At 37.4% G+C, this 22,515-nt stretch carries 25 protein-coding genes; 17 read left to right on the top strand and 8 right to left on the bottom strand.

Annotation, left to right across the window (positions count from 1 at the left end; genetic code table 11):
• Nucleotides 1-141 precede the first annotated feature (141 nt).
• Both COO03_RS15595 and COO03_RS15590 read right to left on the bottom strand, forming a co-directional pair.
• Entirely contained in the window at nt 142-834 is a 693-nt protein-coding gene (locus COO03_RS15595) for a Crp/Fnr family transcriptional regulator (RefSeq protein ID WP_097898034.1), read from the bottom strand.
• Between the two features lie 343 nt (nt 835-1,177).
• Entirely contained in the window at nt 1,178-1,849 is a 672-nt protein-coding gene (locus COO03_RS15590) for an NAD(P)H-dependent oxidoreductase (protein ID WP_097898033.1), read from the bottom strand.
• 125 nt (nt 1,850-1,974) lie between these two features.
• On the opposite strand from COO03_RS15590, the gene COO03_RS15585 reads away from it, so the two are divergent.
• From COO03_RS15585 to COO03_RS15575, 3 genes are all read left to right on the top strand, one after another.
• On the top strand, nt 1,975-2,331 hold the full coding sequence (locus COO03_RS15585; RefSeq protein WP_373605257.1) for a winged helix-turn-helix transcriptional regulator: 357 nt from the start codon (nt 1,975-1,977) through the stop codon (nt 2,329-2,331).
• Nucleotides 2,332-2,608: 277 nt separating this feature from the next.
• Nucleotides 2,609-3,622 carry a GTP 3',8-cyclase MoaA gene (gene moaA, locus COO03_RS15580; protein WP_097898031.1) on the top strand — a complete coding sequence of 338 codons (1,014 nt, stop codon included), beginning with the start codon at nt 2,609-2,611 and terminating at the stop codon, nt 3,620-3,622.
• Nucleotides 3,623-3,638: 16 nt separating this feature from the next.
• Nucleotides 3,639-4,652 carry a molybdopterin-synthase adenylyltransferase MoeB gene (locus COO03_RS15575; RefSeq protein ID WP_097898030.1) on the top strand — a complete coding sequence of 338 codons (1,014 nt, stop codon included), beginning with the start codon at nt 3,639-3,641 and terminating at the stop codon, nt 4,650-4,652.
• 36 nt (nt 4,653-4,688) lie between these two features.
• Here the strand turns inward: COO03_RS15575 and moaC are convergent, their stop codons facing one another.
• Nucleotides 4,689-5,180 (bottom strand): cyclic pyranopterin monophosphate synthase MoaC, encoded by a 492-nt coding sequence (gene moaC, locus COO03_RS15570; protein WP_097898029.1) that lies wholly within the window; start codon nt 5,178-5,180, stop codon nt 4,689-4,691.
• A gap of 95 nt (nt 5,181-5,275) precedes the next feature.
• Between moaC and COO03_RS15565 the strand changes: the two genes are divergently transcribed.
• The 5 genes from COO03_RS15565 to COO03_RS15545 all read left to right on the top strand — a co-directional run bounded on the left by COO03_RS15565 (nt 5,276) and on the right by COO03_RS15545 (nt 9,005).
• Nucleotides 5,276-6,565 (top strand): molybdopterin molybdotransferase MoeA, encoded by a 1,290-nt coding sequence (locus COO03_RS15565; protein WP_097898028.1) that lies wholly within the window; start codon nt 5,276-5,278, stop codon nt 6,563-6,565.
• Nucleotides 6,529-7,047: a molybdopterin-guanine dinucleotide biosynthesis protein B gene (gene mobB / locus COO03_RS15560; RefSeq protein ID WP_141523227.1), complete on the top strand. Its 519-nt coding sequence runs from the start codon at nt 6,529-6,531 to the stop codon at nt 7,045-7,047. The genes COO03_RS15565 and mobB overlap by 37 nt, the downstream gene beginning before the upstream one ends.
• Entirely contained in the window at nt 7,044-7,514 is a 471-nt protein-coding gene (locus COO03_RS15555; RefSeq protein ID WP_097898026.1) for a molybdenum cofactor biosynthesis protein MoaE, read from the top strand. Before mobB ends, COO03_RS15555 begins: the two co-directional genes overlap by 4 nt.
• Nucleotides 7,511-7,744, top strand: a complete 234-nt coding sequence (moaD, locus tag COO03_RS15550; RefSeq protein ID WP_097898025.1) for a molybdopterin converting factor subunit 1 — start codon at nt 7,511-7,513, stop codon at nt 7,742-7,744. Before COO03_RS15555 ends, moaD begins: the two co-directional genes overlap by 4 nt.
• A gap of 91 nt (nt 7,745-7,835) precedes the next feature.
• Nucleotides 7,836-9,005, top strand: a complete 1,170-nt coding sequence (locus COO03_RS15545) for a nitrate/nitrite transporter (RefSeq protein ID WP_097898024.1) — start codon at nt 7,836-7,838, stop codon at nt 9,003-9,005.
• 105 nt (nt 9,006-9,110) lie between these two features.
• Here the strand turns inward: COO03_RS15545 and COO03_RS15540 are convergent, their stop codons facing one another.
• Nucleotides 9,111-9,605, bottom strand: a complete 495-nt coding sequence (locus COO03_RS15540; RefSeq protein ID WP_097898023.1) for a CarD family transcriptional regulator — start codon at nt 9,603-9,605, stop codon at nt 9,111-9,113.
• 288 nt (nt 9,606-9,893) lie between these two features.
• Here COO03_RS15540 and COO03_RS15535 point away from each other — a divergent pair, with 288 nt between their 5' ends.
• Both COO03_RS15535 and COO03_RS15530 read left to right on the top strand, forming a co-directional pair.
• Nucleotides 9,894-10,130: a DUF2553 family protein gene (locus COO03_RS15535; RefSeq protein ID WP_097898022.1), complete on the top strand. Its 237-nt coding sequence runs from the start codon at nt 9,894-9,896 to the stop codon at nt 10,128-10,130.
• A 1-nt stretch (nt 10,131) separates the two neighbouring features.
• Nucleotides 10,132-10,314: a sporulation protein Cse60 gene (locus COO03_RS15530; RefSeq protein WP_097898021.1), complete on the top strand. Its 183-nt coding sequence runs from the start codon at nt 10,132-10,134 to the stop codon at nt 10,312-10,314.
• A 34-nt stretch (nt 10,315-10,348) separates the two neighbouring features.
• On the opposite strand, the gene COO03_RS15525 is transcribed toward COO03_RS15530, so the two are convergent.
• Nucleotides 10,349-10,585 carry a DUF3973 domain-containing protein gene (locus tag COO03_RS15525; protein WP_097898020.1) on the bottom strand — a complete coding sequence of 79 codons (237 nt, stop codon included), beginning with the start codon at nt 10,583-10,585 and terminating at the stop codon, nt 10,349-10,351.
• 458 nt (nt 10,586-11,043) lie between these two features.
• Between COO03_RS15525 and COO03_RS15515 the strand changes: the two genes are divergently transcribed.
• Together COO03_RS15515 and COO03_RS15510 are read left to right on the top strand one after the other, a co-directional pair.
• On the top strand, nt 11,044-11,472 hold the full coding sequence (locus tag COO03_RS15515) for an SRPBCC family protein (protein WP_097898019.1): 429 nt from the start codon (nt 11,044-11,046) through the stop codon (nt 11,470-11,472).
• Entirely contained in the window at nt 11,473-11,796 is a 324-nt protein-coding gene (locus tag COO03_RS15510) for an ArsR/SmtB family transcription factor (RefSeq protein WP_097898018.1), read from the top strand.
• Nucleotides 11,797-11,890: 94 nt separating this feature from the next.
• Here the strand turns inward: COO03_RS15510 and COO03_RS15505 are convergent, their stop codons facing one another.
• Nucleotides 11,891-13,336: an MDR family MFS transporter gene (locus tag COO03_RS15505; protein ID WP_097898017.1), complete on the bottom strand. Its 1,446-nt coding sequence runs from the start codon at nt 13,334-13,336 to the stop codon at nt 11,891-11,893.
• A 109-nt stretch (nt 13,337-13,445) separates the two neighbouring features.
• The gene (locus COO03_RS15500) at nt 13,446-14,714 is read right to left on the bottom strand and encodes an NAD(P)/FAD-dependent oxidoreductase (RefSeq protein WP_097898016.1); all 1,269 of its coding nucleotides are present in this window, start codon (nt 14,712-14,714) and stop codon (nt 13,446-13,448) included.
• Nucleotides 14,715-14,867: 153 nt separating this feature from the next.
• Between COO03_RS15500 and COO03_RS15495 the strand changes: the two genes are divergently transcribed.
• Together COO03_RS15495 and COO03_RS15490 are read left to right on the top strand one after the other, a co-directional pair.
• On the top strand, nt 14,868-16,520 hold the full coding sequence (locus COO03_RS15495) for a putative polysaccharide biosynthesis protein (protein ID WP_097898015.1): 1,653 nt from the start codon (nt 14,868-14,870) through the stop codon (nt 16,518-16,520).
• A 44-nt stretch (nt 16,521-16,564) separates the two neighbouring features.
• Complete coding sequence (locus COO03_RS15490; RefSeq protein WP_097898014.1) at nt 16,565-17,299, top strand: pseudouridine synthase; 735 nt, start codon at nt 16,565-16,567, stop codon at nt 17,297-17,299.
• Nucleotides 17,300-17,381: 82 nt separating this feature from the next.
• Here COO03_RS15490 and COO03_RS15485 read toward each other — a convergent pair whose 3' ends face one another.
• The gene (locus tag COO03_RS15485; protein WP_000805512.1) at nt 17,382-17,603 is read right to left on the bottom strand and encodes a DeoR family transcriptional regulator; all 222 of its coding nucleotides are present in this window, start codon (nt 17,601-17,603) and stop codon (nt 17,382-17,384) included.
• A gap of 358 nt (nt 17,604-17,961) precedes the next feature.
• On the opposite strand from COO03_RS15485, the gene pepV reads away from it, so the two are divergent.
• The 3 genes from pepV to pulA all read left to right on the top strand — a co-directional run bounded on the left by pepV (nt 17,962) and on the right by pulA (nt 22,317).
• The gene (gene pepV / locus COO03_RS15480) at nt 17,962-19,368 is read left to right on the top strand and encodes a dipeptidase PepV (protein ID WP_097898013.1); all 1,407 of its coding nucleotides are present in this window, start codon (nt 17,962-17,964) and stop codon (nt 19,366-19,368) included.
• A gap of 115 nt (nt 19,369-19,483) precedes the next feature.
• Nucleotides 19,484-20,038 (top strand): RNA 2',3'-cyclic phosphodiesterase, encoded by a 555-nt coding sequence (gene thpR, locus COO03_RS15475; RefSeq protein ID WP_097898012.1) that lies wholly within the window; start codon nt 19,484-19,486, stop codon nt 20,036-20,038.
• Between the two features lie 140 nt (nt 20,039-20,178).
• The gene (gene pulA / locus COO03_RS15465; RefSeq protein WP_097898011.1) at nt 20,179-22,317 is read left to right on the top strand and encodes a type I pullulanase; all 2,139 of its coding nucleotides are present in this window, start codon (nt 20,179-20,181) and stop codon (nt 22,315-22,317) included.
• The last annotated feature ends 198 nt before the right edge of the window (nt 22,318-22,515 follow it).

Genomic DNA, 22,515 nt, shown 5'->3' with positions numbered 1-22,515 from the left:
CACAGTTCAACAGATTGTCAAAAATTAGATTCACAATATTTTTTTGGCAAAAGTGTGGTCTTTTTCACATTACAAAATGTGTTTTTCATGTAGGATAAAGGAGAAAGAAAAAGAAAAAGAGCAGCATCTCAAATAGAGAGGCTACTCAATACTACAAATAGAGGAAGGGCAGTCTTCACAAGAAATTTCACATTTTAAAAATTGTAAGTCATGAACTGTGATCTTTCCTTTATGAATAGAAATCGTCCCTTGTTTTTTTAAATCATTTAACATACGGTTTACGCTTTCACGTGAAGTTGCGCAGAAATTGGCAAGTTCTTGGTTTGTTAAAGGCAGATCGATAAGGATGCCATTTTCTTTTAAGACGCCATAGCTATTTGTCATGCGAATCAATGTAGAATAAAGGGCACCTTTTTTTCCATGTAATACTAAATCACGGAATTTTGTTTGCATTCTACGCAGATGTTCACTAATCCATTTCATAAATTCAAATGCAAGAGCAGGTTTTTGCAGCAATGCTTTTTCTAAAGCATCCCGTCTAATTACGCCAACCTCAACCTCTTCTAGGCATTTTGCATTTAATAAGTACTTTGCATTGTCCGTAAATAATGTTAATTCTCCGATAATATCGTCCTTTGAACAAATGCGAAGTGTTAACTCCTGTCCATCAGCGCTAATTTTACTAATTTGTACTTTCCCAGAGCGAACGATATAGAGTTCTTTTGCCTCCATTCCTTCTTGGAAAATGTAACTTCCTTTATTGATTTGCATTTTATATTCAACAGATGCAAGTAATTCCTTTAAATCATTTGATAATGCCGTACGATTTGTCACAGCAATCACCTTTCTTTTTAAAGCAGTCTATCCCTTATTTTGAATGTAAATATGATGAAAATGCAAGAGATATTTTCTATATATAAATCCATTTTAATTTTTCGACATCTAAATCCCTGCNNCTTCGCATGTGGTAGAAAAAGGCCTTGACTGACCGCTTCTATGCATGGACAGATGCTCTCCCACCTAAAAAGAGGGGAGGTATGTCGGTTTTTTAATTGATGTATATATAGTATAAGGAATGGCGTAATTTTTATCTGTGAACAAGCGCACTTTTGGAAATGAAAAAAGATGTCTTTTGTAGACATCTTTTAATCCTATTATGAATAGGGAAGGCGTTTATCTATTTAGTCCATTCCACAACTTTATCCATTGTTTGACGAGTTTTATTATGTTTTGGTTCTTCCGCGCGATAACCAAAAGCAGCGAGAACAGAAACGCCAAATGTATCATCTGAAATAATGCCTTCTTCTTTTAAAATCGCAGTAACTTTTTCTTGATGGAAGCCCTCGATCGGACAAGAATCGATACCAATCTGAGCAGCTGCAGTCATCATATTACCAAGAGCGATGTATGTTTGTTTAGAAGCCCAATCGAACATTGCACGGTCGCTTTCTAATAATTGAAAATCAGATTCTTGAAACTCCTTATAAAAGCCACGTTTCATTGTTACTACTTCCTCGGGAAGCTGCTGAATATTTTTCATGAAATTTGAAATATAGGAAGAGTTATAAAGCATCTCTTCTTTTTTGCGAGCTAATATGACTATAAAGTGACTTGCTGTTGGTAATTGTTTTTGAGCGCCCCATGCTACAGGTAGTAGTTTATTGCGCAGTTCTTGGTTTTGAATCACAACAAACTTCCAAGGTTCAAAGCCAAATGAACTTGGAGAAAGTCGACCTGTTTCTAAAATAAAATGAAAATCTTCATCAGAGATTTTTTTATTTACATCAAATTCTTTACATGCGTGTCTAAAATGATAAGCTTTTAAAATTTCTTCTTTTGTATGTTCCATTTATATAACCGCCTTTTCGTAATTTGCTTTTTTATAGTAAGTTGATTACAAAATAGATTCTACAGTAGTACAATGAATGATGTAAGTACGCACATTTTTAGCATATAGTATCAATTTGTATACTAATGGAGAGTGATGAAATGAAAAATGAAGAAATATATCGTTGTTCGGTAGAATTAACACTAGATGTAATTGGGGGGAAATGGAAAGGGGTTATTTTGTTTCATTTAATGAATGCGGAAGAAATTCGTTTTAATCAATTTTTACGATTAATGCCTGGCATTACGCAGCGTATGTTGACAAGACAGTTGCGAGAGCTCGAGGCTGCAGGTGTAATTCATCGGGAGGTATATAAAGAAGTTCCGCCAAAAGTGGAGTATTCTTTAACAAAGTTCGGAAAATCCCTTACGCCAATTATTACACTTATGCGTGGGTGGGGTGATGAATATCGAACGCAAATACAAGTGGATCAAAAGCAGTAAAAAGGTACAGCTTAGATTGCACATTTTTTGTAATGGGTTAGGTATCGAGCTTTTTCATAACAATGTGAACAAAATACGAACAGATTTGTGAAGAAATGTTGAATGGCATAGATGATGTGAGAAATATCACAACATATATTGTTTTCGTTTATTATCATGAAGGCAAATAAAAAACATGGAAAGTGAATAAAGAGACTGAGTAAAAACATCGCAGTTTAAAAATATATTATAATAGAATGAAGGCAGATATGAATTTAGCAGAAAAGGAGGGGTGATGATGCACGAGAAAGTTAGAGATTCTTTAGGGCGCCCACTTCAAGATTTACGCATCTCTGTCATTGATCGTTGTAATTTCAGGTGTACTTATTGTATGCCGGCTGAAGTGTTTGGACCGGATTATGCATTTTTACAAGAAGAGTTTTTGCTTACCTTTGACGAAATTGAAAGACTAGCAAAATTATTTGTAGGTATGGGCGTAAAGAAAATCAGGCTTACGGGCGGTGAACCATTACTACGTAAAGATTTAACAAAACTCATTGCACGTCTTGTGAAGCTTGATGGCTTAACGGATATTGGACTAACGACAAATGGTATTCACTTAACGAAACAAGCAAAAGCGTTAAAAGAAGCAGGATTACACCGAGTGAATGTTAGTTTAGATGCGATAGAAGATGATGTGTTTCGTAAAATCAATGGCCGAAATATTAGTACAAAACCTGTGCTAAAAGGAATCGCAGCCGCAAAAGAAGCAGGGCTCGAAGTAAAGGTAAATATGGTTATAAAAAAGGGAATGAATGATAGCCAAATTCTTCCGATGGCCGCTTATTTTAAAGAACAAGAAATTCCACTTCGCTTTATTGAATTTATGGATGTTGGAAGTACAAATGGATGGAATTTTGAACAGGTCATTACGAAACAAGAATTGATTGAGAAAATCGGTCAAGTATATCCAATTGAGCCTGCTGAACCTCATTACTTTGGAGAAGTTGCCAAACGTTACCGCTATGTAGGCAGTGATGCAGAAGTTGGATTTATCACTTCGGTGTCTGAGTCTTTCTGTTCTTCTTGTACGAGAGCACGGATTTCAGCAGACGGTAAGTTTTATACTTGTTTGTTTGCTACAGAAGGTACGGATTTAAGGAATTTACTTAGGAAAGATATATCTGATTCGGACTTATTAAAGGTATTACAAGATATATGGAAATATCGAAAAGATCGGTATTCAGATGAACGGACTGAAGAAAGTGCGAGAAATCGTCCAAAAATTGAAATGTCTTATATTGGAGGATAAGAAAGGGGGAGCCGCATTGCAGGAACGTTATTCAAGGCAAATATTATTTTCAGGTGTTGGTGAGAACGGACAAAGGAAGATAAGAGAGAAGCATGTGCTTATTATCGGTGCTGGTGCACTCGGGGCTGCAAATGCAGAAGCGGTTGTTCGGGCTGGAATTGGAAAACTGACGATTGTGGATCGTGATTATGTTGAGTGGAGTAATTTACAGCGGCAGCAGTTATATACAGAGGAAGATGCAAAACAGTACAAGCCGAAAGCAATTGCAGCGGCAGAACATTTAAGAAAGATTAATTCTGAAGTGGAAATTATACCAGTTGTAACAGATGTAACAATGCAAGAAATGGAAGAATTAATTAAAAATGTAGATTTGATATTAGATGCGACTGATAATTTTGATACGCGTCTTCTCATTAATGATATTTCGCAAAAATATAATATTCCTTGGATCTATGGAGGGTGTGTTGGTAGTTACGGAGTCACCTATACAATTCTTCCAGGGAAAACGCCGTGTTTCCGTTGTTTGATGGAGCATCCGACAAGCGGGGCGACATGTGATACGGCAGGAATTATACAGCCAGCTGTCCAAATGGTGGTTGCACATCAGGTGACGGAGGCTTTGAAAATATTAGTAGAAGATTTCGGTTCGCTTCGTGAGACGATGCTATCATTTGATATTTGGAACAATCAGCATATGGCGTTTAAAGTAAATCGACAGAAAAAAGGTACATGTCCATCTTGCGGAAAACTGCGTACGTATCCGAGTTTAACATTTGAATCACAGATGAAAACGGAAGTGTTATGCGGACGAAATACGGTTCAAATCCGTCCAGGAATATCGCAATCTCTTAATCTAGAAGAAGTGAAAAAACGCTTACAAAAAAGCGTGGATGTACAAACGACACCATATTTATTATCATTTCCGATTGAGGAATATCGTTTTGTCTTATTTACGGATGGTAGGGCATTTATTCATGGAACGAATGATATGAAAGTAGCGAAGCGATTATATGCAAGATATATAGGCTGAACCTAAAGGAAGCTCCTTTAGGTTCAGGGGATTGCGTTAGGAGTGTGGATTTCTAACATAATCTCCACTTTTCCCGCCTGTTTTCTCAAGTAAATATGTTTCGCCAATAATCATTCCTTTATCGACAGCTTTACACATATCATACACGGTAAGGGCGGTTGCAGAAGCAGCTGTTAGAGCTTCCATTTCAACACCAGTGCTACCTTCTGTTTTGACTTTTACTTCAATGAGTAAACGATATTGTTCTTTCGCTAATTCCCAGTCGAAGGAGACGTCTACTCCTTTTAGAAGTAAAGGATGGCACATTGGAATAATGTCAGAAGTGCGCTTGGCAGCCATAATACCGGCGATTTGTGCGACGGCTAATACATCGCCTTTGCCGATTTCATTACGGGAGATTTTATCATAAATTTCTTTTGTAACAAGGATGCTAGAGCAAGCAATTGCGGTACGCACTGTCACCTTTTTATCGCTTATGTCGACCATTTTGGCACGGCCTTGGTCATTAAAATGAGTGAATGAAGACATGGAATTCCTCCTTGAAGTAATTGCTAGTATGATTAGCATTGTACAATATAAAGTGTAATCAAGATGTGATATTTTGCAAACATGGGGTGAAAAAGATGTTAGAAAAACGAGTACCAATTCCAGTAGCTGAAGCAGTGGAGAGGGTTATGAAATATGCTCAGCAAGGTGAAAATGAAGAGGTTTCGATTATCGAAAGTTATGGAAGAGTTCTTGGAGAAGATGTTGTAGCAGATCACGATGTTCCGCATTTTGACCGCTCTCCATATGATGGTTTTGCGATTCGAGCGGAAGATACAAAAGAAGCAAGCCAAGATCATCCGATTGAATTTGAAGTAATAGGGGAAATTGGAGCTGGCTCTGTTTTTAAAGAAGAAGTGAAGGCTTTTGAGGCGGTTCGGATTATGACAGGGGCAGCTATTCCAGAAGATTGTAATGCGGTCGTGATGTTAGAGCTAACAGAAGGATGTAAGAAAAACGGAAAGACATATATGAAGCTAAAGCGCCCTTTTGCAAATGGTGACAATGTTTCATTTCGAGGAGAAGATATAAAACAAAACCAAGTCCTTGTGGCAAAAGGTACAGTGATTAATCCAGGTGTAGCGGCGCTATTGGCGACTTTTGGTTACAGCTCAGTAAAGGTTGTAAAACAGCCTGTAGTTGGGATTGTTACAACAGGGAGCGAATTGTTAGAAGTACATGAGCCGCTGGAACCAGGGAAAATTAGAAATAGTAATTCCTATATGATTGCAGCTCAAATTGTGAAAGCAGGCGGGAAAGTACGCTATTATGGACAACTTGCTGATGAGCTGGATGCTTGTTATGAAGCAGTGAAATCTGCGATGGATGAAGTAGATATTTTAATTACAACTGGCGGTGTTTCGGTAGGAGATTATGATTATTTACCTGCTATTTATGAAAAGTTACATGCAAATGTGTTATTTAATAAAATTGCAATGCGGCCAGGTAGTGTTACAACAGTAGCTGAAGTAAATGGAAAGCTGTTATTCGGCTTATCAGGTAACCCGTCCGCTTGTTATGTAGGATTTGAATTATTCGTTCATCCGATCATTCAAACATATCTTTATGCGAAAGAACCACATGCGTATCGTGCAGATGCAATTTTACAAAAAGATTTTCCAAAGCCTAATCCATTTACGCGATTTGTAAGGGCGAAAGTAAACATTGTAAATGGCGTGCTGCAGGCAATGCCAGTAGGCTTAGATAAATCAAGCGCAGTATCTTCTCTTGCAGATAGCAATGCTTTTATTGTTCTGCCAGGAGGAACAAGAGGGTTTGAAGCGGGAATGACTGTGTCGGTATTATTATTAGAGTCGAGTCAAGGAAGTGAGTGGCCATGGGCAGAACCGCTTCAATCTTACAAATAGTAGGTTATCAAAATAGCGGAAAAACAACGCTTGTGGAAAAATTTGTTCGCATTTTGACTAATGAAGGAATGAAAGTTGCTACAATTAAGCATCACGGACATGGCGGTTTCCCAGAAGTACCGCAGAAAGATAGTGAACGTCACAGGCATGCTGGAGCGGTTGTAAGCAGCGTAGAAGGAGCAGGGTTGTTATCCCTTTCTTCTCTTCGTGATAAGTGGTCTTTAGAGGAAATCATTCATTTATATGAATTCTTTGAAGTAGATATAATTTTAGTAGAAGGTTATAAAGCGAAAACATATCCGAAAGTAGTTCTCCTTCGTTCAATGGAAGATGCTGCTTTATTAAATAAAGTGGAGAATGTGATGGCCGTTATCACATGGGATGATGTACAAAGCCTGCAAGAAACATATAAAACATTTCATATAACAGAGGAAGAATCGTATATGAAGTGGCTCGTAGAAGTGGTAAGGGGTGCAAAATGACATATATGTATTATGAAGTAATCGATACACCTATTTCGATTGAAGAGGTAACAAATAAAGTGATTCGCCGTGAATGCGGTGCTGTAACAACCTTTATTGGGACTGTTAGAGAATTTACGAAGGGGCGCCGTACATTATATTTAGAGTACGTAGCCTATAAGACAATGGCAGAGAAAATGCTAGCGAAAATTGGTGCTGAAGTGAAGGAGCAATGGCCTGAAACACACGTTGCGATTACACATCGCATCGGTACATTACAAATTTCTGATATCGCCGTTGTTGTTGCGGTATCCACACCGCACCGAAAAGCAGCCTATGAGGCAAATGAATATATCATGGAACGGATTAAGCAAATTGTTCCGATTTGGAAAAAGGAGTTTTGGGAAGATGGCGATTCATGGATTGGTGATCAGTTAGAAAAAACACCGTATCCAGATGGAGAACCAGGAAAGGAGATGAGAAAATGATTCGAGTATTATTGTTTGCGCATTTGCAAGAAGAAGCAGGGACAAATGAACTGAAAATAGATTGCGAAAATATTACTGTTACAGAGTTGAAAGAGATAATCACAAAAGAATATCATGTAACAGTTTCAGAACAAATTATGGTTGCTATCAATGAAGAGTATGCAAATCATGATGATAAAATACAAGCTGGTGATGTTGTAGCACTCATCCCACCAGTGAGTGGTGGTTGATTTTTTCCAGTCTAATCACGAAACTACGTGATTAGACTGGAGGGAATTAATATATATTGTGAAATGTTGAGCAAAATAGGAGGCGAAAAAGATGAAAAGTCCGAATTTTCAATTAGGTTTACAAACTTTTAATCTTATTATTGGTTTTATGGTATGGGTAATTCTATCTTCTTTAATGCCGTTTATCAAAGCAGATATTACATTAACGGCAGGACAAATTTCCCTTGTTACAGCAGTACCCGTTATTTTAGGATCGGTACTTCGAATACCAATTGGGTATTGGACGAATCGATACGGAGCAAGAAAATTATTCTTTATCAGCTTTATTATTTTATTATTCCCTGTCTTTTATATTAGCATTGCGAGCTCTATGATGGATTTAATTATTGGTGGTTTATTTGCAGGGATTGGCGGTGCTGTGTTCTCTGTTGGTGTAACGTCCTTACCGAAATATTATCCGAAAGAACGACATGGCTTTGTGAATGGAATCTATGGCATCGGTAACGCAGGAACAGCAGTTACATCTTTCTTAACACCTGTAATTGCCACTTCATTTGGCTGGAGAGCAACTGTACAATCTTTTTTAATCTTACTTGCTCTGTTTGCACTTCTAAATTTCTTATTGGGAGATCGTAATGAGCGAAAAGTGAATACCCCATTAATGGAACAGTTAAAAGGTGTGTATAAAAACGAAAAGCTTTGGTTCTTATGTATTTTCTATTTCTTAACTTTCGGTTCGTTTGTTGCATTTACAGTATACTTACCAAACTTCTTAGTATCTCACTTTGGATTAGAAAAAGTAGATGCGGGCATGCGGACAGCTGGATTCATTGTATTAGCAACAGTAATGCGTCCAATTGGTGGTTGGCTTGGTGATAAATTTAATCCATTTAAAATATTAATTTTTGTCTTCATAGGTTTAACGCTATCTGGTATTATTTTATCGTTTATGCCAAGTATGAACGTGTATACATTTGGTTGTTTACTTGTTGCATTGTGTGCAGGAACTGGGAATGGGACAATCTTTAAACTTGTGCCGATGTATTTCTCTAAGCAAGCTGGGATTGTGAATGGACTTGTTTCAGCTTTAGGCGGACTAGGTGGGTTTTTCCCGCCGCTGATCTTAACTTTACTATTCCAATTAACAGGTCATTATGCGATTGGATTTATGGCGCTATCAGAAGTAGCACTTGCTTGTCTAATCATTACAGTGTGGATGTATAGTCAAGAGAAACTATTAGCGATGTTAAACGGTAAATAATAGAGGAAAAAGATGTCTGTAAATAGACATCTTTTTCTTGTTTAGGCAAAAAAAAATAGCCAAATGCTATTTTAAATTTGTATATGCAAAGTAGGAGTTCATGTATTAATGATCGATGGTAACTTGTAGGAAATCAGTTGCTTGATTTTCAGAAACATTTTGCACGAGTGTCACTTCACTAATTAAAATTCTGCGCGCGTTGTCTAACATTTGTTTTTCACTCGTATTTAATGCTCTTTCTTTATTACGACGGATTAAATCACGAACAACTTCAGCGCCGTCTAAAAGCTTTCCGTTTTTCATTTTCTCCATATTTATGGTATATCTTTGTTTCCATGAGAGTGAGTGGTCACCTTCACCATTATGAACGTCAACTAATACATCGTTTAATGTATCTTTGTCGACAACATAACGTATGCCTGAATCTTCTACTTTGTCCATAGGAATCATTACTTGCATATCGCTAATAACCATGTGTATCACACAATACTGACGTGTTTTTCCTAACACTTCTTTATCCTCAATTGCTTCGATTATTCCCGCGCCGTGCATAGGATAAACAATTTTATCACCAATTTGAAACAAATCATCCACCTCCATATGTGGTAACTATATGTATATGATAATATAATTGAATAAAAATGTCAAATTTATTATATTATCATATGATTTATATCTGTGTCAATGATTTTTGTTTTGGATTTTTATATTATTTTTAGATGGAAAATCACATCACATTTTGCTGAAAGGGCCGCAATTAAAAAGGGATGATATTCTGGGAAGCTCTCGTGGAAAAATACGAGGCATATCCACTTATTTTTAAGCATAAAATGCAAAATCGCTAATACAATATACATAAATCCGTTCTTTTTAAAGGAGGGAGAGAAGGTGGGGCGCACAATTAAAATTGATATTACAAATAAAGTAGTAGCTAAATTTAGAGCAGATTATTTGGAATTATATACGAGTAAATTTATGATAGGGAAGTTTTATGTCTATACTGAAGAGAAACAGTATGTGTTAGAAGACGGATATATATATGAAAATGGCAAGTTTTATCGCATCATAGATACGCACCGTGGCAATAATTCAGCGGCGGAGGGCTGCGATCTAGGATGGTGTTAAAATGATTCGCGTTAAGATGTTTGATGAAAGTCATGAAAAAGATTTGGAAGACGCTGTGAATACATTCTTAAAGAAGATAAATGATGAACAGCTTGTAGATATTAAGTATCAAGTTGGTGTCTCCATCAATGATGATGAAAATCAAATTTATTGTTTTTCGGCGATGATTGTCTATAAAACATAAAAAAGAGCTGGGGAGCCAGCTCTTTTTTATGCTCTTAAGTGGACATTACATGGGTTGGTAAAGCGTTCATAATGGATTGTGGTGTTTCATTTTCTTTTATAGATAAACTGATTTCTTCTGTTTCATAGTTTTGGAAATTTTTACACATGCCAAGATGGTAACGTTCACCTAAAAATGGATCAATATAAAAACCGTTTTTAAATATTTTATCATTCGCATTTTTCTCATGATGAATTTCAGAACAATTGATGCAATAGAACATATCTTTCATCCCCTTTATTTTATTATGAAAATTTTTCCTTACTACCTTTAGCGAAAAAGAGTGAGCAGGTAGTGAATTCTCTCCAAAATTCATTGTTTCTAAAAATGTTGAGGAGGTGAGAAATGACTACCTGCTCATAGTTAAATACAAATTGTGGGCATATCTCTTCTGAGTCTTAGACACATCTCACTTATACCGATATGCTTTCTAATCCCGAGGGAAGGAGGAGAGGCTAAAAGCAAGCGAGGTATGTTTTGTTGCTCTCCGCGCATTATAAATGATGGAGTTTCATAATGTTTGGAGTTTCTATATGTGATGTATCTTTGTGAGTATATTATGAGGAAATGTTGAGAGTGTGTTTGTCCTGTTGAAAAAATGTTGAGAATTTCTCAACGGACATTGAATAGCATGTCTTGACGTGAAACCAAAAGGTGTTATATTTTAATGCCTAATAAAGGAGATATCATATGGAACAGCAAAATACATTGCAAGATATTACACAAACCGTTATTTTTGAAGCACCTATTCAAAAAGTGTGGAATACGGTATCAACTGCAGAAGGAATTGCATCTTGGTTTATGCCAAATGACTTTGAAGCAAAAGTAGGGCATGAATTTCATGTACAATCACCTTTTGGCCCATCACCATGCAAAGTATTAGAAATCGATGAGCCTCATCGTATATCTTTTTCATGGGATACAGATGGCTGGGTTGTTTCGTTTATTTTAAAAGATTTAGGGGATAAAACGGAGTTTACTCTTATTCATGGCGGATGGAAACATCCAGATGCAATTATTACGAAAGCGAACGCGAAAAGTTCTGTTATCCGCGATAATATGGCGGGCGGCTGGGTAGCAATTGTAAATGAAAAACTGAAAAAGGTTGTTGAAGGATAAGTGTCCTCATCAGCAGCGAAATATGATGTTTTTCAAGCGATTGCTGATCCAACTCGCCGAGAAGTACTCCGGTTATTAACACAACAAGAATTACCGATTTCTAAAATAACAGATCATTTTCCGATGAGTCGCACAGCTGTAGTAAAGCATCTTCACATTCTTTCAGAAGCAAAGTTAGTGAGCGGAAGAAAGGTTGGGAGAGAAAAGCTGTATCGTTTGCAACCTGAGCCGTTAGCTGAATTACAGCAGTGGCTTTCCTATTATGAAAAATTTTGGAATAATAAATTGTCCATTCTTAAATATGTGGTGGAAAATGAAGAGTAAGTATTGTTACATGGTGTCGAAACGCCGATATATCATGAGAAGCGGTTGATATATGTAAAGAGGATGATCGTTATGAACGATCATCCTCTTTTTTTTACTGTTCAGTTGCTTCTGCTTTATTTTGAGAAGGCTTTAAAACAAACCATACGATCAATAACGTAAGCAGTGCGAGTGCGAAAGTGCTCATATAGATTACATGTATGCTCGTAGCGAGTGCCTCTTGTGATCCTGTTACTATATTCGCACTAGTACCGTGCCCTCCAGAAGATACAAGATCAAGGTTTTTAATGCCTTGCGCATGAATCATTGTATTAAAGATTGTTCCGAAGACTGCAGCACCTAATGTTTGGCTAAATGTATTAATAAATGTGTTTAAGCCGACTGCTGTTCCGCGTGTATGTGCAGGGACAGCTGCTTGAATGGTTATCATATAAATTGGTGTAATAAGTCCCATTCCGAAACCGAGTAGTCCGACTGCAACATAAATAAGAAACGCTGGTGAATGAGTTGATAATATAGATAGTAAGAAGGTAGCGATTGATAAAACGCTAGCTCCAAGTAAAATGATTTGTTTTGTTTGCAACTTACCAACTAAATTCCCAGAAAGCATCGCACCAAATGTCCACATAACGGGAACTGGCATGAGAATAAGTCCAGCTTCGGTAGCATTTTTTCCTAATACACCTTGACTCCAAATTGGAAGGTACATTGTAATACTAATGGTCATTGCGCCAGCAATAAGCGTTAGTACATTTATTGTTGATAATGTACGGTTTGAGAAAAGTGTTAACGGGATTAATGGTTCCGGAGATTTTTTCTCAACGAATAAGAAAATAATGAATGAAACAGCTGCAAAGATTAAGAGGCTAATAATTGTAATGTCCCCCCAGTTTTGCTTACTGCTCCCTGTTAAGAGTGCGTAAAGTAAAGCGATTGTACTTAGTGAGAAGATAATCGCACCAGGATAATCGATATGGTGTTTCGCTGGTTTGATCGACTCTTTATAAGAAGTGGCAATCATCACACAAGCTAGGATTCCAAATGGAACGTTTAAGAAGAAGATGTAGCGCCAAGAAAGAGAGTCAACTAAAAATCCGCCTACTAACGGTCCTACAACACCTGAAACACCCCAAACAGCGCTCATCCAGCCTTGTGCTTTTGCGCGGTCTTTTGCTTCGCTATATAAATCACCGATAATCGTCATTGTGATTGGCATAACAGCGCCTGCACCTATACCTTGAAGAGCGCGAAAGACGATTAATTGTTCCATCGATGTAACGATTCCGCATAGTACAGAACCGATTAAAAAGATACCTGCACCAATGAGCAGAATTTTTTTTCTTCCGAATAAATCTGCTAGCTTTCCGTAAATCGGAGTTGAGACAGCTGTTGCTAGCATATAGATTGCATACACCCAGCTAACAAGTTCGACACCAGATAAGTCGCTTGTTATGCGGGGGATTGCTGTACTAACAATCGTTCCTTCCACAGCGGAAAGAAACGTCATTAGCATTAAAGATATCATGACTTTTTTTCGCATATGTTTTCCCCTTTGTTACAATTATTCAACATTATAAAATATAAAGGTACTACGCTATATAAAGCAACAAAAAAGAAACAGAGAGAATCTCCTCTCTGTTTCTTTTTGCCTACTGTGCCTTCACATTTTGTCCGGCAGTTGTACCAGCAATTCGACCTGTAACAAGAGCAGAAGTAATATTATATCCACCTGTATAGCCGTGAATATCAAGAACTTCTCCGCAGAAGTATAAGCCATTCATGAGCTTAGAAGCCATTTCTTTCGGATAAATTTCTTTAACGGAAACACCGCCGCCTGTAACGAACGCTTTGTCAAGGGGCTGTGTGCCGTTTACTGCTACTGTAAACTCTTTAAAGTCTTTCACAAGTGCGCGGATTTTTTCGTGTGAAACTTGTCCAGCTTGCTGACTACCATCAATTTCGTTCTTTTCTAATAGGAATAAGAAATAACGCTCAGGAACGTATCCCTTTAAAACATTTTTGATTCCTTTTTTTGGATCTTCTTTAATTTGTTTCATCATGCCCTGGAAGATTTGTTCGCTATTTTCTTCTGGCAGTGCATCGATGCTCATTTGAACGGTATTTGTCTTGAACTTTTTCATCGTTTTTACGACGAATTGGCTACAGCGAAGAGCTGCTGGACCAGAAATACCAAAGTGGGTAAAGAGCATATCCATTTTATGAGAAATGACAACTTTCCCTTTTGGATTTAATACGCTTAAGTTTACATCACGTAAAGCAAGTCCTTGCAATGTACGATTACGAATAAATGGTTCATTTGAAGTAATGGGTACTTCGGTTGGGAAAAGTTCTGTAATCGTATGTCCTGCTTTTTCAGCCCAAGCGTAACCGTCCCCAGTTGAACCAGTGTGAGGAACAGATTTCCCGCCTACAGCGATAACAACATGATTTGTTTCCAAAACTTCGCCTGTTTGGAGAACAACGGCTTTCGTTTGTCCATTTTCATATTCTATCGTTTCAACAGGAGTATTGGTACGTATTTTAACACCTAGTTCTTGTAATCGTGTTAATAAAGCATCCACGACAGATTGTGCTTTATTTGATACAGGGAACATGCGCCCGTGATCTTCTTCTTTTAGTTTTACGCCAAGGTTTTCGAAGAATGTAATAATATCTTCATTATTAAAGATGGAAAAAGCACTGTATAAAAAGCGACCGTTTCCTGGTATATGTTTGACAATTTCATCAAGTGGTAAGCGGTTTGTTACATTGCAGCGACCACCACCAGAAATCGCAAGTTTACGTCCTAGTTTATTTCCTTTATCAAGAAGTAAGACGTGCGCACCTTCTTCAGCAGCACCGATTGCGGCCATTAACCCTGAAGGGCCTCCGCCGATGACAATAACATCATAATGCATAGTATATCGACCTCATTTTCTACATTTCCTGCCTAAAAGAATAGCATGTTTTCATAGAAAAGAAAAATACAGTGAGGTACTGTTTCATTCATAAAGTGTGGTACAATACAAAAGTTAGAGTTCAGCGTTATATATATGTAGGAGGATTATTTTATGTCCGATTCAAAATTTCTGCGCGGAACGCTTATTGTGACGCTAGGAACATTTTTAGTAAAGTTCTTAGGCATGATTTACGTCTTTCCGTTTCATGCATTAGTTGGCACAGAAGGCGGAACGCTCTATACATATGGATATATTCCATATACGATCTTTTTAAGTATTGCAACGGCTGGGGTACCACTTGCTGTTTCAAAGTTTGTTTCCAAATATAATGCGCTTGGGGATTATAAAACGAGCCGGAGAATGTTCCGTTCGGGAATGGTTCTGATGATTGTAACGGGAATCCTTTCTTTCTTAGCCCTTTACATGACCGCACCATTATTTGCAGAAGCCATGCTTGGTAAACAAAGTGTACACAGTAGTGTCGAGGAAGTTACGATGATTATTCGTCTCGTAAGTTTTGCACTTATTGTTGTACCAGCAGCAAGTTTAATTCGAGGTTATTTCCAAGGTCACCAATCAATGGGACCGACGACGGTATCGCAAATTATTGAACAGATTATTCGCATTGTCTTTTTATTAGCGGGTAGTTATATCGTCATTAAAGTAATAGGTGGATCGGTAGCGACAGCAGTTGGAGTAGCAACTTTTGCTGCTTTTGTTTCAGCAGTGGGAGCACTCGGTGTTTTAATTTGGTACTGGTTAAAACGCAGAAATCATCTAGATCAATATTTGATTGAACAAACTGTACCAGAATCGACAGTAAGTACGGTTCAATTATTTAAAGAGTTATTTGCATATGCAATTCCTTATGTTGTAATTGGATTAACAATTCCTTTATATCAACAAATTGATACACTGACATTTAACGCAATTATGCAAGCGATTGGGCAAGGTGATATTGCAGAACGAGCACTTGGTATCTTTACCATGTGGACGCATAAATTAATTATGATCCCTGTTTCGCTTGCGACAGCATTTAGTTTAACGCTTGTTCCAGCAATAACAAAATCGTTTACAGAAAAACAATTTCGTTATTTAAAACTACAAATCACACAAACATTCCAAGCAAATATGTTTTTAACATTACCTGCGGTAGTTGGTATTTCTATTCTTGCATATCCGATTTACACAGCGTTTTATGAAGCAGATCCATTAGGTGGACAAGTACTTATGTGGTATGCACCGGTTGCGTTATTATTTGCTTTATTTACAGTAACTGCGGCTATCCTGCAAGGGATTAATCAACAAAAACATGCGATTATTGCACTTGCTATGGGTGTTATTTTGAAGTTTTTAGGCAATGTTATTTTGATTCGTTACTTCGGTACCATTGGAGCTGTTTTAGCAACAGGTGTTGGATTCCTAGCTTCTATTTGGTATACGAATAAACAAATTCGAAAACATGCACACTATTCATTCGATGTTGTATATAAGAGAACATTCCAAATTGCAGTGTTAACACTTGCAATGGTAGTTGTAGTAAAACTTTCACAAGGAGTTCTATCCTTGCTGATTTCGCCTGATGGCCGTATTGGAGCGCTTATTACCGTTGTAATTTGTGCAAGTATTGGTGGCCTTACTTACGGATATTTAGCAATCCGCACAGGTGTACTAGAACGAGTATTTGGCGGAGAAGCTTTAGCGAAGATTCAACGTAAGCTTGGTGGTAGATTAAAAATAAAGGTGAAATCGAAAGGGGCGTAAAACACGTCCCCTTTTCTATGATAAATATAAAGAAGGTGAAGAAGATGAGATTAGATAAGTTATTAGCAAATATGGGATACGGAAGTAGAAAAGAAGTAAAGAAATTATTGAAAGACGGCGTTGTGAAAATTGATGGAACACCAGTGAAAGATGCGAAATTTCATGTGAATGTAGAAGAGCAAGAGGTTATGATTCACGGAGAGATTGTTGAATATAAAGAGTTTGTATATTTAATGATGCATAAACCACAAGGTGTTATCTCAGCAACGGAAGATGATAATCATGAAACGGTTGTTGATTTATTAGAATTAGAAGATGCAATCTTTGATCCGTTTCCAGTTGGAAGACTTGATATTGATACAGAAGGTTTTCTGTTATTAACAAATGATGGGAAACTGGCGCATCAGTTATTATCTCCGAAAAAGCATGTGCCGAAAAAATATTATGCACATGTAGCTGGTGTTGTGACAGAAAAAGATGTCGAAGAGTTTGCAAAAGGTGTTATTCTAGACGATGGTTATGAAACGAAGCCAGGTGCGCTTACAATTTTGAAAAGCGACGATGTTTCTGAAATTGAACTTGTGATTACAGAAGGGAAATTCCATCAAGTAAAGCGTATGTTTGAAGCGGTAGGGAAAAAAGTTGTCTACTTAAAGAGAACAGAGATGGGACCTTTAGTGTTAGATGATGAATTAGAGCTTGGTCAATATCGTGAACTGACAGATGAAGAGCTTGAAATGCTAAAAACATATCAAGTTCAAACTGAGAATCAAGAGTGAGACCGATTCCAAAATATAGAAAGAACCCCTTTCTAATTTGATAGAAAGGGGTATGTATTTATCTTACATATAATTGTTTTCGTTATGAGGTCATTCTCACTTTCTTTCCTGTTGTTGTCCACTTACCGCGGCAAGGGCTATACACGAGCTCATTAAACTGCAACACATTCAGATCACGTTGTATTGTTCGCGGTGTGATCCCGAACTCATCTACAAGGTCTTTCGTCGTTACCGTACCATTTTCATTGATGTACATATAAATTGATTTAATGCGTGTTAGCATACGAGTAGTCGTAGGTTTCAAGAGAAAACCACTCCTCTACTAGTTTTTTTGACCCCATTCAGGAAAGAAGGCCTTTACTACCATTGTACTCCACATGACAAATTTCATGCTTTAACTTACTTAAATTTTACAAAAGTTTAACAAATAATGAAACAGGAAAACTTTAGTAGTTGACATTCTATATCTCTTCTGTCAACTACCAGATAAATTTCTACGTAAAACGCCAAATTCCTGCAAATTTTTTTAGAAAAATAAAAGAAAAACTAATAAGAAATATCTGAAGTATTATAATTGTTCGTTATTAAGTGGTTCTGTATTGGCATAAGGGATTTTCGTTTGCTATGATGAAAGAGAGAATATAGAAGAAGGTGAGTACGTGATGACAGTAATAAATTGGACAGAAGAAGTTGAAAAACGTAAAGATGGCTTGATTCATGACATGCAGCAATTTCTGCAAATTAAGAGTGTATGGGAAGAAGAAACAGCAAAAGAAGGAGCACCTTTTGGAGAAGGTGTAGCGAAAGCGCTATCCTTCATGTTACATAAAGGAGAAGCAGAAGGCTTTGTTTCGAAAAATTTAGAAGGGTATGCAGGGCACCTTGAGATGGGACAAGGAGAAGAATTAGTTGGTATTCTTTGTCACGTTGATGTTGTGCCAGAGGGAGATGGTTGGACAACACCTGCATATAGCGCTGATATTCGTGATGGAAAGATTTTTGCACGCGGTGCAATTGATGATAAAGGGCCAACAATAGCCGCTTATTATGCAATGAAAATCGTAAAAGAATTAGGATTACCTCTTTCAAAGCGTGTTCGCATGATTTTAGGAACGGATGAAGAAAGCAACTGGAAGTGTGTCGATCATTACTTTAAAAATGAAGAAATGCCGACGGTTGGTTTTACACCAGATGCAGATTTCCCGATTATTAATGCTGAAAAAGGAATTTCTGATATACAGATTGTGCAAAGTGGTAGTGAAGCAAAGAGCGGGGAATATGAGCTTGTTTCATTCTCTTCTGGCCTTCGTTTAAATATGGTTCCTGATTTTGCAGAGGCAGTTATTACGACTGAAAAAGCAGAGGAGCTTGTACAGGCTTACGAACAGTATTTACAAACTGCTAAGAAAACAGGGAAACGAATGATAGAAGGAAATACTGTAACATTACAAGTAGAAGGTATATCAGCTCACGGCTCTACTCCTGAAAAAGGTGAAAATGCCGGATTGTTACTAGCTCAGTTTTTAACAACAGTTGCTCTTGATGAAAAAGGAACTGCATTTATAGCGTTCGTAACAGAAACATTTACAGGTGATACGCTTGGAGAAAAAGCGGGTATTGCTTATAAAGATGAAATTAGCGGACCATTAACAGTTAATGTTGGTCGCCTTTCTTATACGAAAGCAGAAGGCGGAAGTTTAGGATTAAATGTACGCTATCCAGTAACAACAAATTTTGAAGAGACAATTGAGAAGTTGAAAGATTATGTGAGCAAGAAAGGGTTCCAAGTAGCGGATTATTCTAATTCTCGTCCACATCATGTTGATAAAGATCACGTTTTAATTCGCACGCTGCAACGTGTGTATGAGGAACAAACAGGGGAGCAAGCCGAACTATTAGCAATCGGCGGTGGTACATACGCGCGTTCATTGAAAGCTGGTGTAGCTTTCGGTCCGTTATTCCCTGGAAAAGAAGATCTCGCTCATCAAAAAGATGAATATATTGAAATTGAAGACTTATTAAAAGCGACAGCAATTTATGCACAAGCGATTTATGAATTAGCGAAATAAAATGGCTTACGCTTGTAATGAGATATGACCGCTCTCCATTTGGAGGGCGGATTCTTTTTAATGGTTGAATGAGATAAGAAAGAAAAGCAACAATAACAAAGAGGAGACGATGTACATGATCCCACATTATTTTATAGCGGTTACTCTGCCGCGGCATATAAAAGAAACACTTGCAAATTATAAAGAAGAAATGAAGTCTCTGTTACCGTTTCGTTCGTGGGTACATGAAGAGGACTATCATATTACACTTGCTTTTTTAGGAAGCGCAGAGCAGGAGCAATTACAAGGAATAAAAAATGAGTTAAGGCGACTTGCAACTGAGCAGGAGTTATCACTTACACTACAAGGGTTTTCTACATTTGGGCGCACGGAGCACCCACGTATATTTTGGGCAGGTGTAAATGAGAACCCAGCATTATTCGCTTTGCAAAAACATGTCCATATGATTTGTGAAAATAACGGTTTTTCTCTTGAAACACGCCCCTATCATCCGCACATTACAGTAGCGCGTAAATGGATGGGGGAGGAAGAATTTAATATGAAAACATTAAAGCGGTTACATTCAGTGTTATTTCAAGCTGATACTGTGACATTGTATGAATCGAATGTGAAAGAAACGCCCAAGTATAAGCCTATTGCTGAAATAACATTACAGAAATCTAAAGTATGAAAACGTTTCTTATGAACGTGAATATACTATAGGAAATAGTAAGTTACTGTATAAAGTCTCATTCGTAAGAGTAACTTTTAGGCGAATCTTATCGCTTACAGATCGTTTCATTTTAATTTCGAGAATGATGGTGATTTTTTATGCTGAAAGTAAAACGTCCATTTGAAGCTTACTTAGATGAGATGAATAAGATTACAATTTTGCTCCCGCATGCGTATGGAACAAGCCGGACATTTTGTTTACAGGAAGGAAAGAAAATATGGGAGCTTCCTATCGTCCAAACAATTTCACTTCCAAATGCAACAAAGTATGAATGTTATATAGAAGAGCAGCTTGATGTGGGGAAGTATTATACAGTACGAGATGAGCGAAATGAAGAAACAGATTTACAAATTGGAGCGGTAATTCGAACGGCTGCATTCGACGAAAAATATTATTATGAAAATACAGATTTGGGAGCGTACTATAAAAAAGAGGAAACGACTTTTAAATTGTGGGCCCCAACTGCAAGGCTCGCCAAAGTTCGGGTTTATAAAGGCGATAAAGATTATATGGATTATGAGATGAATAGAGAAGAGAATGGAATTTGGTCTCATATTTTAAAAGGTGATTTTGCTGGCGCGCAGTACACATTTCTTGTTTGTATTAATTTAATATGGAATGAAGCGGTAGATCCGTACGCAAAATCAGTATCAGTAAATGGGAAATACGGAATTGTCATTGATCTTGAGAAGGCTTATGTGAAGCGACATACATTGCCTAAATTAGAGTCATCTGCAGATGCAATATTGTATGAACTTCATATTCGTGATGCGACCATGCATTCAAATAGTGGTGTAAAACGAAAAGGGACGTATATGGGACTTGCAGAAGAAAACACGAAGGGGAAACAAGGGACGCCAACGGCTTTATCTCATATAAAAGACTTAGGAGTTACACATGTTGAAATATTACCACTGCATCATTTTGCGGGTGTAGATGAAACGAGACCTTTTGCGGCCTATAACTGGGGATATAATCCGTTATATTACAACGTTCCAACGGGAGTGTATGCTACAAATCCTTCTGATCCGTATAACCGAATTTTAGAGTGTAAACAATTGATTGAGAAATTTCATGAGAACGGAATCCGCGTTATTGTTGATGTTGTATATAATCACGTATATGACAGAGAAACATCGTCGTTTGAAAAGCTTGTACCAGGATATTATTTTCGCCATGGTGAAAACGGAATGCCATCAAATGGAACTGGAGTCGGGAATGATTTAGCATCCGAACGAAAAATGATGAGGAAATTTATGATTGAGTCTATTTTATATTGGCTTACTGAATATAATGTTGATGGATTTCGGTTTGACTTGATGGGGATTTTGGATATAGAAACGATGAATGATATAGAAAAGGAAGTAAGAAAAAGAAAGCATGATGCACTATTGTTAGGGGAAGGATGGGATTTACAAACACCGCTTCCAGCAGAAGAGAAAGCGATGTTAAGGAATGCGAGTAAAATGCCGTACATTGCACAGTTCAACGATCAATTTCGTGATGTGATAAAGGGTAGTACGTTTGACGTGAATAAACGAGGTTTTGCATTTGGTGGTAGTGTAGATGTAAATGATTTGCAATATGTATTAAAGGGAAGTCTTTCAAGTGTGAAGGAACAAGGGCTTTTTTTAGAGCCTATTCAGAGTGTGAATTATGTGGAATGTCATGACAATATGACGATGTGGGATAAACTCGTGCGCAGCAATCAAGAAGCAGAGGAGATGTTAAAACGTCGTCACCTTTTAGCGACAGCGATGGTAATTTTCTCACAAGGGATTCCATTTTTACATGCTGGACAAGAATTTTATCGTTCTAAGAAAGGGAATGAAAATAGCTACAATGCACCAGACGAAATTAATCGAATGGATTGGGGTCAAAAAGAGAACGAATTGGAAACGGTTGCTTATATAAAAGGGCTAATTGCAATTCGGAAGGCGCATGGCGCATTTCGATTACGAACGGCTAACCTCATTCAGAAACATATGAGTTTTCTGCAAGCACCTCCTGCTATCGTTGCTTACCATTTGCAACATGTGGAATCGTTTGGACCATGGAGAGAAATTGTGGTTTTATTTCATAGCGGTTTTCAGACAGAAACAATTGCACTTCCAAAACAGGAAACGTGGCACGTATTAGTGAATGAAAAACAAGCGAAATTACAACCAATTTCTTCATTTCAAGGAAATGAACTTCAAATGGCTCCTATTAGCACGTATATATTGGCGAAAATGTGACAAATCGCTACTTGACGATGAGAATGTAATAAATGTAGAATTGACAAAGGTGACGATTTGAATAGGTTGTCATTCTCATACAGGTTTTATAAAATAAAGTAAAAGAAGGGGCAGTCTGTCCGTATATCTTGGCACATGCCAAGTTTTCTTTTTCTTGCATTCAACTACAGTAAAAAAGATATGAATCCACAACATGTT

It is taken from the genome of Bacillus sp. AFS098217 (assembly GCF_002551815.1).
Lineage (GTDB): Bacteria > Bacillota > Bacilli > Bacillales > Bacillaceae_G > Bacillus_A.
This window is presented reverse-complemented; position numbering and strand designations above follow the sequence as displayed.

What these genes read in the sequence shown, in the direction of transcription:
- COO03_RS15530 (WP_097898021.1), top strand. Translation starts at nt 10,132, where the DNA reads ATGATTCGCGTTAAGATGTTTGATGAAAGTCATGAAAAAGATTTGGAA.
- COO03_RS15555 (WP_097898026.1), top strand. Translation starts at nt 7,044, where the DNA reads ATGACATATATGTATTATGAAGTAATCGATACACCTATTTCGATTGAA.
- pulA (WP_097898011.1), top strand. Translation starts at nt 20,179, where the DNA reads ATGCTGAAAGTAAAACGTCCATTTGAAGCTTACTTAGATGAGATGAAT.
- COO03_RS15590 (WP_097898033.1), bottom strand. Translation starts at nt 1,849, where the DNA reads ATGGAACATACAAAAGAAGAAATTTTAAAAGCTTATCATTTTAGACAC.
- COO03_RS15565 (WP_097898028.1), top strand. Translation starts at nt 5,276, where the DNA reads ATGTTAGAAAAACGAGTACCAATTCCAGTAGCTGAAGCAGTGGAGAGG.
- COO03_RS15505 (WP_097898017.1), bottom strand. Translation starts at nt 13,336, where the DNA reads ATGCGAAAAAAAGTCATGATATCTTTAATGCTAATGACGTTTCTTTCC.
- thpR (WP_097898012.1), top strand. Translation starts at nt 19,484, where the DNA reads ATGATCCCACATTATTTTATAGCGGTTACTCTGCCGCGGCATATAAAA.
- COO03_RS15490 (WP_097898014.1), top strand. Translation starts at nt 16,565, where the DNA reads ATGAGATTAGATAAGTTATTAGCAAATATGGGATACGGAAGTAGAAAA.
- COO03_RS15495 (WP_097898015.1), top strand. Translation starts at nt 14,868, where the DNA reads ATGTCCGATTCAAAATTTCTGCGCGGAACGCTTATTGTGACGCTAGGA.
- pepV (WP_097898013.1), top strand. Translation starts at nt 17,962, where the DNA reads ATGACAGTAATAAATTGGACAGAAGAAGTTGAAAAACGTAAAGATGGC.
- COO03_RS15585 (WP_373605257.1), top strand. Translation starts at nt 1,975, where the DNA reads ATGGAGAGTGATGAAATGAAAAATGAAGAAATATATCGTTGTTCGGTA.
- COO03_RS15525 (WP_097898020.1), bottom strand. Translation starts at nt 10,585, where the DNA reads ATGAAAGATATGTTCTATTGCATCAATTGTTCTGAAATTCATCATGAG.
- moaA (WP_097898031.1), top strand. Translation starts at nt 2,609, where the DNA reads ATGCACGAGAAAGTTAGAGATTCTTTAGGGCGCCCACTTCAAGATTTA.
- COO03_RS15515 (WP_097898019.1), top strand. Translation starts at nt 11,044, where the DNA reads ATGGAACAGCAAAATACATTGCAAGATATTACACAAACCGTTATTTTT.
- COO03_RS15545 (WP_097898024.1), top strand. Translation starts at nt 7,836, where the DNA reads ATGAAAAGTCCGAATTTTCAATTAGGTTTACAAACTTTTAATCTTATT.
- moaC (WP_097898029.1), bottom strand. Translation starts at nt 5,180, where the DNA reads ATGTCTTCATTCACTCATTTTAATGACCAAGGCCGTGCCAAAATGGTC.
- COO03_RS15540 (WP_097898023.1), bottom strand. Translation starts at nt 9,605, where the DNA reads ATGGAGGTGGATGATTTGTTTCAAATTGGTGATAAAATTGTTTATCCT.
- moaD (WP_097898025.1), top strand. Translation starts at nt 7,511, where the DNA reads ATGATTCGAGTATTATTGTTTGCGCATTTGCAAGAAGAAGCAGGGACA.
- COO03_RS15500 (WP_097898016.1), bottom strand. Translation starts at nt 14,714, where the DNA reads ATGCATTATGATGTTATTGTCATCGGCGGAGGCCCTTCAGGGTTAATG.